Genomic DNA, 14,250 nt, shown 5'->3' on the forward strand with positions numbered 1-14,250 from the left:
TGTCAGACGGCTGCGGTCTCGCGGCGCAGGTCGGTGAGGGCCCGGGCGTACCCGGAGAAGTCGCGCGCCTCCCCCGGCCCGTGAACCAGGGTCCACCGGATCAGACCGTCGGCGTCGACGAGGAAGGTCCCGCGGATGGCAAAACCCTTGTCCTGCGAGAACACCCCGTATGCCTTCGCGACGTCACCGTGCGGCCAGAAGTCGCTGAGCAGCGGAAAGAACAAGGCCTCCGCGTCGGCCCAGGCGCGCAGGGAGTACATGCTGTCGCACGAGATCGACAGCACCTGGATGTCGGCCCCCTCGAAGTTCTCCAGCCCGTCGCGGATGGCACGCAGCTCGCCCGTGCAGATCCCGCTGAAGGCGAAGGGGTAGAAGACCAGGACGACGTGCTTCTTGCCCGCGAAGTCCGCCAGGGACACGACCTCGCCGTACTGGTTCTTCAGCGCGAACGACGGCGCGCGGTCTCCGACGCTGAGCGGTGCGGACGGCAACTCGGGGGAGGACATGGCACCCATCCTGCCAGCCGCGGCCCTCCTGGGACCGACCGAACGCTCCGCAACCCGTCTCAGCGGCGCTGGCCGCGCGGCGACACCAGTCGCTGGACGCCCCAGTCGGCGCTGACGTTGGCCACCCCAGCGCTGTGCAGCCCGGCCGTGGTCGCGGACTCCTCGATCTCACTCGGGTCGACATGGTCGCGCTGACCCGCCCGCGGGGTGAGCAGCACGACGAACCCGTCGTCCGCGAGGTTGGTCAGGGCGTCGACGAGGGTGTCGACGAGGTCGCCGTCGTCGTGCCGGAACCAGACGAGAACGGCATCCGCGACGTCGGCGTAGTCCTCGTCCTCCAGCTCGGTGGTGGTGAGGTCCTCGATGGCGAACCGGAGCTCGTCGTCGACGTCGCTGTCATAGCCGATCTCCTGGACGACCTGGCGCGCCACGAACCCGAGCTTGGCCAGGGCGGTCATGAGTGCCGGTCGAGGTGACGCCGCCCCCGCGGTCGAACGCACTGTCTCGCATCCCTCCCGGTCGACGGCCTGCTCCGCCGTGCAGTCCACGGCAGTCCAACCGTAATCGACCGCAGGACCCCGGGCACAGGGTCTCACCCGCCGACCTACAGTGGAGCGGTGGGACGGGTCACTCAGCGCGCACCGGTGACACGTGTCGACGTGTCCGACCCGGCCGCTCCACGCGTGGTCCAGCGGCCGGACACCCTGGCCGTCGAAGAACCCATGGAGATGCGGGTCGACGGGTCCGCGCTCACCGTCACCATGCGTACCCCCGGGGACGACTTCGACCTCACGCTGGGGTTCCTCCACGCCGAGGGGATGATCGCCAGCGCCGATGACGTCACCCGGCTGATGCACTGCCTCGACACTGACGAGAGCGGCGCGCCCACCTACAACGTCGTCGACGTGACCTTGGCGGCTGGAGTCGCATTGCCCGAGAAGCGCACTCGCAGCTTCCTCACGACCAGTGCGTGCGGGGTGTGCGGGACGGCGAGCATCGAGGCCCTGCGCACGACGAGCCGGTATGCCGTGGCCGAGGACCGTTCGCACGTCGACCCCGCGGTGCTCGCCGGGATGCCTGGTCTGATGCGCGGCGCCCAGAAGGTCTTCGACCGCACCGGAGGCATCCACGCGGCGGGGCTCTTCACCAGTGACGGCACGCTGCTCATCGTCAGGGAAGACGTCGGACGCCACAACGCCGTTGACAAGGTCGTCGGCTGGGCGCTTCGGGAGGGCCGGCTGCCGTTGGTTGGCCACGTCCTCGTGGTCAGCAGCAGGGCCAGCTTCGAGCTTGTCCAGAAGGCTCATGCGGCCGGGATCCCTGTGTTGGCTACGGTTTCGGCGGCGTCCTCACTGGCGGTCGAGCTCGCCGAGGACGTCGGCATGACGCTCGCGGGGTTCGTTCGACCCCCGCGACTGGCCGTCTATGCGGGTGCCGACCGACTGCTGGCCGCACAAGAGATCCAGGCTGCCGGCTCGGCAACGCGGGGGGAAGTCATCGCCGGGATGTCCCATTCAATGCCCCATTCCATGGACCGCCGCACCGGCTGATGTGACGCCGCCCGCACCCGGGGTAGAGGATGGGCGCAGAGCAGCCTCACCCACGACGACGTGTACCCAGATGGCCGCCTGAAAGGACGATGCACCGTGGCACGACAGGAAGCCGGACCCATCCTCAACGGCATCCCCACCCAGCTCCCGGACACCGACCCTGACGAGACCCGTGAGTGGTTGGAGTCCCTGGACAGCGTGATCGACCATGCCGGCCGCACCCGCGCTCGCTACGTCATGCTCAAGCTGCTCCAGCGCGCGCGTGAGCAGCAGGTCGGAGTCCCGTCTCTGACGGCGACCGACTACATCAACACCATCGGCCCCGAGCAGGAACCCTGGTTCCCCGGAGACGAGGACGTGGAGCGCGAGTACCGGCGCTACCTGCGATGGAACGCGGCGATCATGGTCCACCGAGCCCAGCGACCGGGTGTCGGTGTGGGCGGGCACATCTCGACATATGCCTCCGCCGCGACGCTCTATGAGGTGGGCATGAACCACTTCTTCCGCGGCCCCGACCACCCCGGCGGCGGCGACCAGATCTTCTTCCAGGGGCACGCCTCCCCCGGCATGTATGCGCGGGCCTACCTCGAGGGGCGGCTCACCGAGGACGACCTCGACGGCTTCCGGCAGGAGAAGAGCCACATCGTCGACGGCCGGATCCGCGCGCTGCCCTCCTACCCGCACCCGCGGTTGGCGCCCACGTTCTGGCAGTTCCCGACGGTGTCGATGGGCCTCGGCCCGATGAACGCCATCTACCAGGCCCAGTTCAACAAGTACCTGGACAACCGTGGCGTCAAGGACACCTCGCAGCAGCACGTCTGGTCGTTCCTCGGCGACGGCGAGATGGACGAGCCGGAGTCCCGCGGCCTGCTGCAGCTGGCCGCCGGCGAGGAGCTGGACAACCTCACCTTCGTGGTGAACTGCAACCTGCAACGCCTCGACGGTCCGGTCCGCGGCAACGGCAAGATCATCCAGGAGCTCGAGGCGTTCTTCCGAGGCGCCGGCTGGAACGTCATCAAGGTCATCTGGGGCCGCGGCTGGGACCCGTTGCTCGCCAGTGACCGTGACGGCGCGCTCATCCACGTGATGAACTCCACCAACGACGGCGACTACCAGACGTTCCGGGCCAACGATGGTGCATACGTGCGTGAGCACTTCTTCGGTCGCGACCCGCGCACTCGCGAGATGGTCGCGAAGTGGTCCGACGACGATGTCTGGTGGAAGCTCAAGCGCGGAGGTCACGACTACCGCAAAGTGTTCGCGGCATACCAGGCGGCGATGAACCACACCGGTCAGCCGACCGTGATCCTCGCCAAGACGATCAAGGGCTACGGTCTCGGCACGCACTTCGCCGGTCGCAACGCGACCCACCAGATGAAGAAGCTGACGCTAGCCGACCTCAAGAGCTTCCGTGACGACCTGCGGATCCCGATCAGCGACGAGCAGCTCGAAGCGGACCCGTATCAGCCGCCGTATTACCACCCCGGCAAGGACGACAAGGCGATTCAGTACATGCTGGAGCGCCGCGCGGCCCTCGGCGGCGGTGTGCCGTCCCGGCGGGTGCAGCACGAGTCGCTCAAGCTGCCGGGCGACGACGCATACGCCCAGATGAAGAAGGGGTCAGGCAAGCAGGAGATCGCCACCACCATGGCGTTCGTCCGGCTGCTGAAGGACCTGATGCGCGACAAGGAGTTCGGCGCGAGGGTGGTCCCCATCGTCCCGGACGAGGCGCGGACCTTCGGGATGGACGCGTTCTTCCCGACGATCAAGATCTACAACCCGCACGGACAGAACTACACGCCCGTCGACGACGCGTTGATGCTGGCCTACCGAGAGTCGACCAAGGGCCAGATGCTGCACCTCGGCATCAACGAGGCGGGGTCGATGGCGGCCTTCACGGCGGCCGGTACGTCCTACGCCACGCACGGCGAGCCGATGGTCCCGATCTATGTCTTCTACTCGATGTTCGGGTTCCAGCGCACGGGTGACTCGATCTGGGCGGCGACGGACCAGATGTCGCGCGGGTTCCTCATCGGCGCGACCGCCGGTCGCACGACGCTGACCGGTGAGGGGCTGCAGCACGCCGACGGGCACTCGCCGTTGCTCGCGTCGTCGAACCCGGCGGTGGTGACCTACGACCCCGCATACGGGTACGAGATCGCGCACATCGTCCAGGACGGGCTGCGCCGGATGTACGGCGACGACCCTGAGAACGTCGTCTACTACCTCACGGTTTACAACGAGCCGCTCGTGCAGCCCAAGGAACCGGAGAACGTCGACAAGGAGGGGATCCTGCGCGGCATGTACCTGCTGTCCCCAGCACAGACCGATGGCTGGGAGCGCCAGCCGGTGCGGGCTCAGCTGCTCGCCTCCGGGGTGGGCGTCCCGTGGGCTCTCGAGGCCCAGCAGCTGCTGGCCGAGGACTTCGGCGTCGCCGCCGACGTGTGGTCGGTGACCTCGTGGAGCGAGCTGCGTCGCGACGGGCTGGCCTGCGACGAACAGGAGTTCCTCGACCCCGAGCGCGAGGCCCGTACGCCATGGGTCACGCAGAAGCTCGCGGACGCACCCGGGCCGGTGCTCGCCGTCTCGGACTACATGCGGGCGGTGCAGGACCAGATCGCGCAGTACGTCCCGGGAGACTTCATGTCGCTGGGGGCCGACGGGTACGGGTTCTCCGACACCCGCGCGGCGGCGCGGCGGTTCTTCCACATCGACGGGCCGTCGCTCGCCGTCCGGACCCTGCAGATGCTCGCCAAACGCGGCGAGGTCCCCGGCGACTCCGCCGCCAAGGCGGCCGACAAGTACCGGCTCGACGACGTCACCGCCGGCACCAGCGGTAGCGCGGGCGGGGAGTCCTAGGGCGACATCCGTCGGCGCCGTCGGCTTCACTGATGGTGTCCACCGCTCGGAAAACCGAGCGGTGGACACCATCAGTGCGGGAGACCGGCGTGGCGCGACGGCCTACCCCGCGCTCTAGGCTGAGAACGTGTCCAAGGTCCTCACCTCCCTGCCCGTCGGCGAGCGCGTCGGCATCGCCTTCTCCGGGGGCCTCGACACCTCGGTCGCGGTCGCCTGGATGCGCTCCAACGGAGCCGTGCCCTGCACCTACACCGCGAACCTCGGCCAGTACGACGAGCCCGACATCGACTCAGTGCCCAGTCGGGCCGCGGCCTACGGCGCCGAGATCTCGCGACTCGTCGACTGCACCGACGCTCTCGCCGAGGAGGGTCTGTCCGCCATCGCGTGCGGGGCGTTCCACATCCGCAGCGCCGGCAAGACCTACTTCAACACCACTCCGCTCGGGCGCGCGGTGACCGGCACTCTCCTCGTGCGCGCGATGGCCGACGACGGCGTCTCCATCTGGGGCGACGGGTCCACCTACAAGGGCAACGACATCGAGCGGTTCTACCGCTACGGCCTGCTCGCCAACCCGTCGCTGCGGATCTACAAGCCTTGGCTCGACGCCGACTTCGTCACCGAGCTCGGGGGTCGCACCGAGATGTCCGAATGGCTGGTGGCCCACGACCTGCCCTACCGCGACTCGACCGAGAAGGCGTACTCCACCGACGCCAACATGCTCGGGGCTACCCACGAGGCCAAGACCCTCGAGCACCTCGACGAGTCGATAGAGATCGTCCACCCGATCATGGGTGTCGCGCACTGGGACCCCGCCGTCACCATCGAGACCGAGGACGTGACCGTCGGGTTCGTCCAGGGCCGGCCGACCTCGGTCAACGGCGTCGAGCTCGCGTCGGCGGCCGCGGTCATCCACGAGGCCAACGTCGTCGGTGGCCGTCACGGCCTCGGCATGTCCGACCAGATCGAGAACCGCATCATCGAGGCCAAGAGTCGGGGTATCTACGAGGCACCCGGCATGGCGCTGCTGTTCGCTGCCTACGAGCGGCTTCTCAACGCGGTCCACAACGAGGACACCATCGCCAACTACCACCAGGAGGGTCGCCGCCTCGGTCGCCTTCTCTATGAGGGTCGTTGGCTGGACCCACAGTCGCTCATGCTGCGCGAGTCGCTGCAGCGCTGGGTCGCCTCAGCCGTCACCGGTGAGGTGACCTTGCGGCTCCGGCGCGGTGACGACTACTCGATCGTCGACACGCGCGGACCACACCTGTCCTACGACCCCCAGAAGCTCTCGATGGAGCGCACCGAGGATGCTGCGTTCGGCCCGGTCGACCGGATCGGCCAGCTGACCATGCGCAACCTCGACATCGCCGACACCCGCGCCAAGCTGGAGCTGTATGCGGCGCAGGGCCAGCTGGCGGGAGGGCACACGGCAGCCCTGGTCGGCGAGCTCACCAGTGGTGGGGCCGAGTCGATCGCGACGGGCAACACCGACACGGAGGCTGTCGACGAGGCGCAGGAGCGGTCGGCGTTCGACGCCGGGACTGACTGAACCACCACCACCACCACCACCCGCGCCGCCGCCGTCAGGTCGGCGCGTCGAGCACCTCGTGCAGCCGCACCGCGAACGCCTCAGGCTCGCCCGACCAGCCCAGCTCTCCGCCGAGGAACCCGCCGTGATGGCTGGGGAACATCACCAGCATCTCGCCCAGTCCAGCCGCGACGGAGGCCGCCGTCCGGCCGGTCACGGTGTCGCGTGACTCCACACCGGCGGCCATTACGACCCTGGTCGACGCCGCCCGGAGGGCCGCATAGTCCGGACGGTAGGCCGTGATGGCGGCTCCCGTCCCGGATAGGAGCGGGTCGTCGCGCGAGCCGTCGTCGTCGACCGGCATACCGAACGCCGCTGGGTCCGGCAGTGGCTGCTCGACGTAGTCCGGGGTGAACTCGCCCTGCCAGGAGGTGAAGGCCATGAAGCCGGCCATCCCCCAGGAAGACCCGCGCTGCTGGTAGGCCCCCATGAAGGCCCGCTCCGCCGCCACGGCCCACTCGGCATCGGGCAGCTCCGCCAGGACCGGCGGCTCGTGAGCGACGAGGATGCGCACGTCGTCGGGGTGGGTGGCAACGAGCTCGAGGGCGTTGACGGCGCCACCGCTGCTCGCGAAGACGTCCACCGGGCCGGCCCCGAGATGGGTGATCAGGGCGTGCAGGTCGGCGGCGTGCATCGAGGGGATGCGATCCTCGCGCCCATCCTTGCGCTCACTCCGACCGACGCCGCGGGGGTCGTAGGTGATGACAGTGCGGTCGTCCAGGTGCTCAGCGAGCGCGGCGAACCCGCCGGCCTCCATCGGGTGTCCGGCCATCAGCAGTACAGGGTGTCCGTCGGTGGGCGGGAGGGGTCCGCGCACGTCATAGGTCAGGTCGACCTCGGGCGTCTCGAGCGTATGAGTGTCCATACCGGATTCCTCTCTCGAAGGTGTTGACAGGTCAGACAACCACCAGGCCCCGAACTCATCGCCCCCGAACTCATCGGCCCCGAGCCCACGCGGCCAGGCTAGGTGAACGTCTCGTCATGGGATCGCGTCTGCGCAATGGATATCGGTGGAGTTGCCGCGGATCGGTGGAGCAACCCGGCGGATCGGTGCAGTTGTGGAGGATGCACAAATAGGATCGCGTGATGGTGGCGATCGGTGGCGAGACCCGAGACCGCGTATCCCGGGCGGCGGGACCGCTGGCCACCGCCGCGGTGCGCAGGATCGAGACCGACCTCGAGTGGTACCGCGCCTTGTCCGCGACCGACCGATCCTGGATCGCGCTGGTCGCCCAGGCCGCGGTGGGCGCCTTCGTCGGCTGGCTGCGTGACACCGGCGGTGAGGAGGCCGCAGGCCGGCCGGCGACAGCCGACGTCTTCGGTACGGCGCCCAGGGAGCTGACCTGGTCGATCAGCCTCGGCCAGACGCTCGACCTGGTGCGTTCCGCCGTCGATGCGGTCGAGGAGGAGGTGCTGCGCCTGGCCGCACCGGGTGACGAGTCCTCGCTGCGGATGGCGGTCCTTCGGTATTCGCGCGAGGTCGCCTTCGCGGCGGCCCAGGTCTACTCCGAGGCGGCCGAGGCTCGCGGTGCCTGGGACGCCCGGCTCGAGGCCCTGGTGGTCGACGCCGTGGTGCGGGCCGAGGCGGACGACTCGATGCAGTCGAGGGCGACGGCCCTCGGGTGGGGCTCCGTGGCCTCGGTGACGGTGGTCGTCGGCTCGACCTCGGTCCGGGGTGGAGCGACGGTCGACGCGCTGCGCCGGGCGGTGACCAAGCGCGGCGCGGTCGCCCTCGCGGCGGTCCAACGGCGCCGTCTCGTGGTGATCCTCGGGGGCACGTCCACCGCGTCCGGCGCGCTCAGCATCGTCACCTCGCTGCTGGACCATTTCGGGGATGGTCCCGTCGTCCTCGGCCCTACGGTTCCCCATCTGTTTGCGGCGGGACGTTCGGCCCGCGCTGCGCTCAGCGGGCTGGCGGCTGCGCCCGCGTGGCCGCTGTCGCCTCGCCCGGTGCTGGCCGACGACCTGCTGCCCGAGCGCGTCCTCGCCGGGGACGCCCAGGCTCGGCGCACCCTCGTGGACCGGGTCCACCACCCGCTGCAGGGTCAGCCGGCCCTCCTGCACACGGCGTCGGTCTACCTCGAAGGTGGCCGCTCCATGGAGGGCGCCGCCCGGGCGTTGTTCGTCCATCCCAACACGGTCCGCTACCGCCTGGGCAAGATCGCCGAGCTCACCGGCTACGACCTAGCCCACCCGCGCGAGGCGCATACGGTCTCGATCGCTCTCGCCGTCGGCCGGCTCGCCGCCACACCTCCGGTCGAGTGGAGGCTCGGCGCGCCCTCACCGGCACGCGATGGAGTACGCCGTCTCGGCCAGGTCGGCGGCGCGTTGTAGGAACCCTCCAAAGTCGCACTGGAGAGTTGGTGTGGTTCGGCGACGGCTGGCGCGAGCGCCAGACGCAAGGCTGGGGCACGTGCTCGCCATCGTCTGTCCAGGACAGGGGTCTCAGTCACCTGGATTCCTCTCCCCGTGGCTCGAGCTGCCCGGGTCGCGCCAGGATGCTCAGCAGCTGGGTGCGGCGGCCGGCATCGACCTGGTCCTGCACGGCACGGGATCCGACGCCGGCACGATCCGCGACACCGCGGTGGCGCAGCCGCTCATCGTCGGCGCCGGGCTGCTCGCGCTCCGGGCCCTGTTCCAGGGTCAGGCGGGCACCGTCGCCGACACGGCCGGCCTGCTGGCCGGTCACTCGATCGGCGAGATCACGGCAGCGGCAGCCACCGGTGTGCTACCTGCAGCCGAGGCAATGCGCCTGGTGGGTGTCCGAGGCCGGGCTATGGCGGCGGCCAGCGCAATCACGGCCACCGGGATGTCCGCCGTGCTCGGCGGCGACCCCGCCGAGGTCATCGCCGCTCTCGAGGACAAGGGCCTGACGCCCGCGAACATGAACGGTGCCGGTCAGGTGGTTGCGGCCGGAACGCTTCAGCAGCTCGACGCTCTAGCGGCCGACCCGCCCACCCGAGCCCGGGTCATCCCGCTACCGGTCGCCGGTGCCTTCCACACCCACCACATGTCACCCGCCGTCGAGGCGATGGGAGCCGCCGCCGCGGAGCTGACCGCCTCGGACCCCCGTCCGCCGCTGGTGTCCAACGCGGACGGACGCCTGATGGAGTCCGGTGCACTCATCCTGCAACGACTGGTCAGCCAGGTGAGCAACCCGGTCCGCTGGGACCTGTGCATGGACACCATGGTCGAGCAGGGCGTCACCGCGATCATCGAGCTGGCCCCCGCCGGCACGCTTGTGGGGCTCGCGAGGCGGGCGATGAAGGGCGTCGAGCTCGTCGCGCTCAAGTCCCCCGCCGACCTCGATGCCGCGCGGGCCGCTCTCGCCGCCCACGGCGCACCCGCATCACCAGCACGTCCCAGCAAGCAGCCAGCCAGCAGCCAGCAAGCAGTGGAGGACCCCCGATGACCGACTCTGCGACCACGATGTCGAACAGGCCCCGCCCCAAGGGAACGGGGAAGCTGGTCCAGGCCGACGGGGCCCGGCACGCGCGCATCTGGGGCGTCGGCGGCTACCGCCCGGAGCGCGTAGTGCCCAACTCGGAGATCGTGGAGCGCATCGACTCGTCCGACGAGTGGATCCGCGAGCGCTCCGGCATCGTCTCCCGCCGGATCGCCGCGCCCGGGGAGACGGTCGTCGACATGTCCGAGGCGGCTGCCCGCGACGCCCTGCGGGCCGCAGGGATCGACGCCTCACAGCTCGGCGCGATCATGATTGCCACGGTCACCCACCCCTACCAGACCCCGGCGGCCGCCCCGATCCTGGCGAACCGTCTCGGGTCCACCTGCGCCGCCTTTGACATCTCGGCGGCCTGTGCGGGCTACTGCTACGGGATCTCGCTGGCCAACGACATGGTCCGCGGAGGCAGTGCGGAGTACGTCCTGGTGGTCGGCGTAGAAAAACTTTCGGACTTCACGGACTACGACGACCGTGGGTCGGCGTTCATCTTCGGCGATGGCGCCGGCGCGGCCGTCGTCGGCCCTTCCGACTCGCCAGGGATCGGTCCCACCATCTGGGGCTCAGACGGCGAGAAGTGGCAGACGATCTCCCAGCGCGAGCCGTGGACCCAGTTCCACACCTGGGACGGCCCCGCCCCGGCTGGTGCGGCCATCGACCAGGCCCCTGCTGCCGTGAGCGGCATCGACCGCGACTGGCCGGCGATCGGCATGGCCGGCCAGTCCGTGTTCCGGTGGGCCGTGTGGGGTATGGCACCGGTCGCCCAGCAGGCCATCGAGAAGGCCGGGATCACCATCGACGACCTCGACGCCTTCATCCCCCACCAGGCCAACATGCGGATCATCGACGCGATGATCAAGCAGCTCAAGCTCCCTGCCGACATCCCGGTCGCCCGTGACATCGCCGAGACGGCCAACACCTCGGCGGCCTCCGTCCCGCTCGCTACCGAGCGGATGTTGCGCCAGCACGAGATCCCCAGCGGTGGCCTCGCACTGCAGATCGGCTTCGGTGCGGGACTCGTGTATGCCGCGCAGGTCATCGTGATCCCGTAGCCACCTACCGGCGGCAGCGGGCATACCCTCCACCACCGCATCTTCCCGACCACCGTGTACCACCCGTTTCACCGACACAAGGAGCAGCACAGATGGCGCAGAGCGAGCAGGAGATCCTCGACGGTCTGGCCGAGATCGTCAACGAGGAGACCGGAATCGAGACCGACCAGGTAGAGCTGGACAAGTCCTTCACCGACGATCTCGACATCGACTCCCTCTCGATGATGACGATCGTCGTCAACGCGGAGGAGAAGTTCGGCGTGAAGATCCCCGACGACGAGGTCAAGAACCTCAAGACCGTCCGCGACGCGGTCACCTTCATCGGTGGCGCGCAGGGCTGAACCGGCACGTGACCGGCACGTGACCCGCGCTGAGCGGCACGCTGAACCAGCACGTGACCGGCACGCTGACCGGCATCGAAGCGTGCCCTGAACCCGGCGCTGACTCGCGGGTAGCACCATGCGCGGGGTAGAACGGTTCCGACGGAGCCGTTCTATCCCGCGTCCCAAGGAGCCACCGACATGACGTCTTCCCGCGACCAGCGCATCGTCGTCACCGGACTCGGCGCGACGACCCCCCTCGGCGGAACTATCACCGAGACCTGGGAGGGCGTCCTGGCGGGGCGCTCGGGGGCCCGCCCGATCGACGCGGACTGGGTGACCAAGTACGAGCTGCCGGTCACCTTCGCGGCGCAGCTGCACACCCCTCCGGCTGAGGTCCTCGCCAAGGTCGAGATCCGTCGGCTCGACCCGTCCTCCCAGTATGCGTTGATCGCGGCCCGAGCTGCCTGGGCCGACGCCGGCGCTCCCGATGTCACGCCCGAACGCCTAGCTGTCGCCGTCGGATCTGGCATCGGCGGCGTCTGGACCCTGCTGAACCAATGGGACACCCTGCGCGAACGCGGGCCGCGGCGCGTCTACCCCCTCGCGGTCCCGATGCTGATGCCCAACGGGCCGGCGGCGGCAGTCTCGCTGGACCTCGGCGCCCGCGCCGGGGCACATACGCCGGTCAGCGCCTGCGCCTCCGGTGCGGAGGCGATGGCCCTTGGCGTTCAGATGATCCGCAGCGGCCGCGCCGACATGGTCGTCGCCGGTGGCACCGAGGCAGCGATCCATGCCCTGCCCATTGCGGGCTTCGCCGCCATGCACGCCCTTTCGACGCGCAACGACGATCCCGAGAAGGCGTCATGCCCCTATGACACCGACCGCGACGGGTTCGTGCTGGGCGAGGGTTCGGCAGTCGTCGTCCTCGAGACCGAGGAGCACGCCAAGGCCCGCGGGGCCCAGATCTACGCCGTGCTGGCGGGCGTCGGGATGTCGGCCGACGCCTATCACGTCACCGCTCCCGAACCCGAGGGCGCCGGCGCCTCCAGAGCGATGCTCGAGGCGGTCGAGACCGCGGGTCTGCAGGTGGGCGACATCGTGCACATCAACGCCCACGCCACCTCGACGCCGGTCGGCGACGTCGCCGAAGCCAACGCGATCGTGCGGGCGTTCGGCAAGGCCGCCGCCGGCATACCCGTCAGTGCCACCAAGTCGATGACCGGGCACCTGCTCGGCGCAGCCGGGTCCCTCGAGGCCCTGTTCACCATTCTGTCGATCCGGGACCGGGTCGCTCCCGCCACGATCAACATCGACAACCTCGACCCGGCGATCAAGCTCGACGTCGTGCGCGGGGAGCACCGGACCCTGCCCGCCGGTGACATCGCGGCCATCGACAACTCGTTCGGGTTTGGGGGCCACAACGTGGCACTCGTATTCACCAACCCCTGACGGAACGAACCGGCTGCCGAGGAGTGTCCTAGAGGTATGACTGCTCGCCCGACTGCACGATCTCTGGGAACCGCGCTCGTTCTGCCCGCCGCTCTGGCTCTGGCTCTGGCTCTGGCAGGGTGCGGGACGGCGACGACCGCGGGGGGCGCCGGGACCGGCAGCGTCAGCTCGCTGCCGGTCGTACCACCTTCGTCCACGTCGGAGCCGCCCACGAGCCCTGCCTCGAGCTCGCCGTCGACGCCGCCCGCGACCGCCGGGCCTGTAACCATCACCGGCGTGCCGGAGCGCGGGGTCGAAGCCAGCTGCATCGTGCTGCAGGGGTACACGCTGAATGGTGGTGACCGGGCCCTGCTCACGTCCGGGAGAACCCTGAGGATCACTGGTCATACCGACCCCAGGCTGGCGTCCTACTGCCAGCAGGGGACGATCCTCATCGTCGACTCGGTGGTGGCCACCTACTGACCCAGTTTCGGACTGGACCGCGTGGATTACCGGGTGCTCCCCTCCCGGGCCGAAGGAACCGGCCGGCCGTGCTTCGCTCTCAGCCCACCTTGTGCAACCAGCGCACCGGAGCTCCCTCACCGGCATACCGGAACGCCTCCAGCTCACGGTCCCACGCTCCGCCGAGGGCGGTGTCGAGCTCGGCCTGCAGCCGCGCGGCGTCACCCGACGCGGCGCGGACGGCCTCGCGGATCCGGGACTCGGTGACGAGCGCGTCGCCGTTGGCGGAGGTCCAGCTGTGGTGTATTCCGAGCGACGGGGTGTGCGACCAGCGGGACCCGTCGGTCGACGCTGTCGGCTCTTCGGTCACCTCGTAGCGCAAGTGGTCCCAGCCGCGCAGCGCACTGGCGAGCCGTGCTCCGACGCCCGCCTCCCCCGCCCAGGACACCTCGGTGCGCAGCAGCCGCGGCCCAGCCGGCTGAGCCGTCCAGTCGAGGTGAACCCGTTGGCCGAGGGCTGCTTCCAGCGCCCAGGCGATGTGTGGGCACAACGACGTCGGGGCCGAGTGGATGAAGACCACGCCCCGGGTGTGTGGCATCGCGGCAGACATCAGGTTCTCCTTGGGTGTGCGAGAGACGTCTTCCCCACGAACCTCGCACCAAGAACAAGTTGTATGCCGAGCACCGCCATTGTGCCTCATCGAGCACACGAGCACCACCAGTCTCACAACTTCGCAGGGCCTCGCCGCGGTTGTGGGCCGGGTCAAGCCCCACGGTGAGTGCCAAAGTCACCCGCACGGTCGTGGTGAGGGGTGCATCGAGGCTCGGACCGGCGCCGGTAGGCTCACCGCGCGCCATCGGCGTCCGGGGCAGTAGCTCAGCCGGTCAGAGCAGCGGACTCATAATCCGTCGGTCGTGGGTTCAAGCCCCACCTGCCCCACTACGTTTGTGCAGGTCAAGGCGCTTGACGGCTTGCCCTGCCAATGCAGCGCTGGAGGTCCAGACTTCTACCAGTCTTTCTAC

At 69.5% G+C, this 14,250-nt stretch carries 13 protein-coding genes and 1 tRNA gene; 10 read left to right on the top strand and 4 right to left on the bottom strand.

Going from position 1 to position 14,250, the window contains the following annotated elements:
- Positions 1–2: 2 nt before the first annotated feature.
- Together ABI385_RS08755 and ABI385_RS08760 are read right to left on the bottom strand one after the other, a co-directional pair.
- Positions 3–506 (bottom strand): peroxiredoxin, encoded by a 504-nt coding sequence (locus ABI385_RS08755; RefSeq protein WP_348103366.1) that lies wholly within the window; start codon positions 504–506, stop codon positions 3–5.
- Between the two features lie 59 nt (positions 507–565).
- The gene (locus tag ABI385_RS08760; protein ID WP_348103367.1) at positions 566–964 is read right to left on the bottom strand and encodes a DUF3052 domain-containing protein; all 399 of its coding nucleotides are present in this window, start codon (positions 962–964) and stop codon (positions 566–568) included.
- A 159-nt stretch (positions 965–1,123) separates the two neighbouring features.
- Between ABI385_RS08760 and fdhD the strand changes: the two genes are divergently transcribed.
- From fdhD to argG, 3 genes are all read left to right on the top strand, one after another.
- Positions 1,124–2,056: a formate dehydrogenase accessory sulfurtransferase FdhD gene (gene fdhD / locus ABI385_RS08765; RefSeq protein ID WP_348103368.1), complete on the top strand. Its 933-nt coding sequence runs from the start codon at positions 1,124–1,126 to the stop codon at positions 2,054–2,056.
- A gap of 96 nt (positions 2,057–2,152) precedes the next feature.
- On the top strand, positions 2,153–4,915 hold the full coding sequence (gene aceE, locus ABI385_RS08770; RefSeq protein ID WP_348103369.1) for a pyruvate dehydrogenase (acetyl-transferring), homodimeric type: 2,763 nt from the start codon (positions 2,153–2,155) through the stop codon (positions 4,913–4,915).
- 127 nt (positions 4,916–5,042) lie between these two features.
- On the top strand, positions 5,043–6,464 hold the full coding sequence (gene argG / locus ABI385_RS08775) for an argininosuccinate synthase (protein ID WP_348103370.1): 1,422 nt from the start codon (positions 5,043–5,045) through the stop codon (positions 6,462–6,464).
- 34 nt (positions 6,465–6,498) lie between these two features.
- Here the strand turns inward: argG and ABI385_RS08780 are convergent, their stop codons facing one another.
- Positions 6,499–7,368 (bottom strand): alpha/beta hydrolase, encoded by an 870-nt coding sequence (locus ABI385_RS08780; RefSeq protein ID WP_348103371.1) that lies wholly within the window; start codon positions 7,366–7,368, stop codon positions 6,499–6,501.
- 221 nt (positions 7,369–7,589) lie between these two features.
- On the opposite strand from ABI385_RS08780, the gene ABI385_RS08785 reads away from it, so the two are divergent.
- The 6 genes from ABI385_RS08785 (at position 7,590) to ABI385_RS08810 (ending at position 13,249) form a co-directional block, all read left to right on the top strand.
- The gene (locus ABI385_RS08785) at positions 7,590–8,837 is read left to right on the top strand and encodes a helix-turn-helix domain-containing protein (protein ID WP_348103372.1); all 1,248 of its coding nucleotides are present in this window, start codon (positions 7,590–7,592) and stop codon (positions 8,835–8,837) included.
- A 79-nt stretch (positions 8,838–8,916) separates the two neighbouring features.
- Positions 8,917–9,915: an ACP S-malonyltransferase gene (locus ABI385_RS08790; protein WP_348103373.1), complete on the top strand. Its 999-nt coding sequence runs from the start codon at positions 8,917–8,919 to the stop codon at positions 9,913–9,915.
- A 17-nt stretch (positions 9,916–9,932) separates the two neighbouring features.
- Positions 9,933–11,015 carry a beta-ketoacyl-ACP synthase III gene (locus ABI385_RS08795; RefSeq protein ID WP_348103378.1) on the top strand — a complete coding sequence of 361 codons (1,083 nt, stop codon included), beginning with the start codon at positions 9,933–9,935 and terminating at the stop codon, positions 11,013–11,015.
- Positions 11,016–11,107: 92 nt separating this feature from the next.
- The gene (locus tag ABI385_RS08800; RefSeq protein ID WP_348103374.1) at positions 11,108–11,356 is read left to right on the top strand and encodes an acyl carrier protein; all 249 of its coding nucleotides are present in this window, start codon (positions 11,108–11,110) and stop codon (positions 11,354–11,356) included.
- Between the two features lie 180 nt (positions 11,357–11,536).
- Positions 11,537–12,787, top strand: a complete 1,251-nt coding sequence (gene fabF / locus ABI385_RS08805; RefSeq protein ID WP_348103375.1) for a beta-ketoacyl-ACP synthase II — start codon at positions 11,537–11,539, stop codon at positions 12,785–12,787.
- A gap of 276 nt (positions 12,788–13,063) precedes the next feature.
- Positions 13,064–13,249, top strand: coding sequence for a hypothetical protein (locus ABI385_RS08810; protein WP_348103376.1), 186 nt, complete (start codon positions 13,064–13,066; stop codon positions 13,247–13,249).
- A gap of 79 nt (positions 13,250–13,328) precedes the next feature.
- Here the strand turns inward: ABI385_RS08810 and ABI385_RS08815 are convergent, their stop codons facing one another.
- Positions 13,329–13,838, bottom strand: a complete 510-nt coding sequence (locus ABI385_RS08815) for a DUF3145 domain-containing protein (protein WP_348103377.1) — start codon at positions 13,836–13,838, stop codon at positions 13,329–13,331.
- A gap of 255 nt (positions 13,839–14,093) precedes the next feature.
- Between ABI385_RS08815 and ABI385_RS08820 the strand changes: the two genes are divergently transcribed.
- A tRNA-Ile gene (locus ABI385_RS08820) sits at positions 14,094–14,167 on the top strand.
- The last annotated feature ends 83 nt before the right edge of the window (positions 14,168–14,250 follow it).

The organism is Lapillicoccus sp., assembly GCF_039935575.1.
In the GTDB taxonomy this organism is placed as follows: domain Bacteria; phylum Actinomycetota; class Actinomycetes; order Actinomycetales; family Dermatophilaceae; genus Lapillicoccus.

What these genes read in the sequence shown, in the direction of transcription:
- ABI385_RS08755 (WP_348103366.1), bottom strand. Translation starts at nt 506, where the DNA reads ATGTCCTCCCCCGAGTTGCCGTCCGCACCGCTCAGCGTCGGAGACCGC.
- ABI385_RS08760 (WP_348103367.1), bottom strand. Translation starts at nt 964, where the DNA reads ATGACCGCCCTGGCCAAGCTCGGGTTCGTGGCGCGCCAGGTCGTCCAG.
- ABI385_RS08780 (WP_348103371.1), bottom strand. Translation starts at nt 7,368, where the DNA reads ATGGACACTCATACGCTCGAGACGCCCGAGGTCGACCTGACCTATGAC.
- ABI385_RS08785 (WP_348103372.1), top strand. Translation starts at nt 7,590, where the DNA reads ATGGTGGCGATCGGTGGCGAGACCCGAGACCGCGTATCCCGGGCGGCG.
- ABI385_RS08795 (WP_348103378.1), top strand. Translation starts at nt 9,933, where the DNA reads ATGTCGAACAGGCCCCGCCCCAAGGGAACGGGGAAGCTGGTCCAGGCC.
- ABI385_RS08800 (WP_348103374.1), top strand. Translation starts at nt 11,108, where the DNA reads ATGGCGCAGAGCGAGCAGGAGATCCTCGACGGTCTGGCCGAGATCGTC.
- fabF (WP_348103375.1), top strand. Translation starts at nt 11,537, where the DNA reads ATGACGTCTTCCCGCGACCAGCGCATCGTCGTCACCGGACTCGGCGCG.
- ABI385_RS08815 (WP_348103377.1), bottom strand. Translation starts at nt 13,838, where the DNA reads ATGTCTGCCGCGATGCCACACACCCGGGGCGTGGTCTTCATCCACTCG.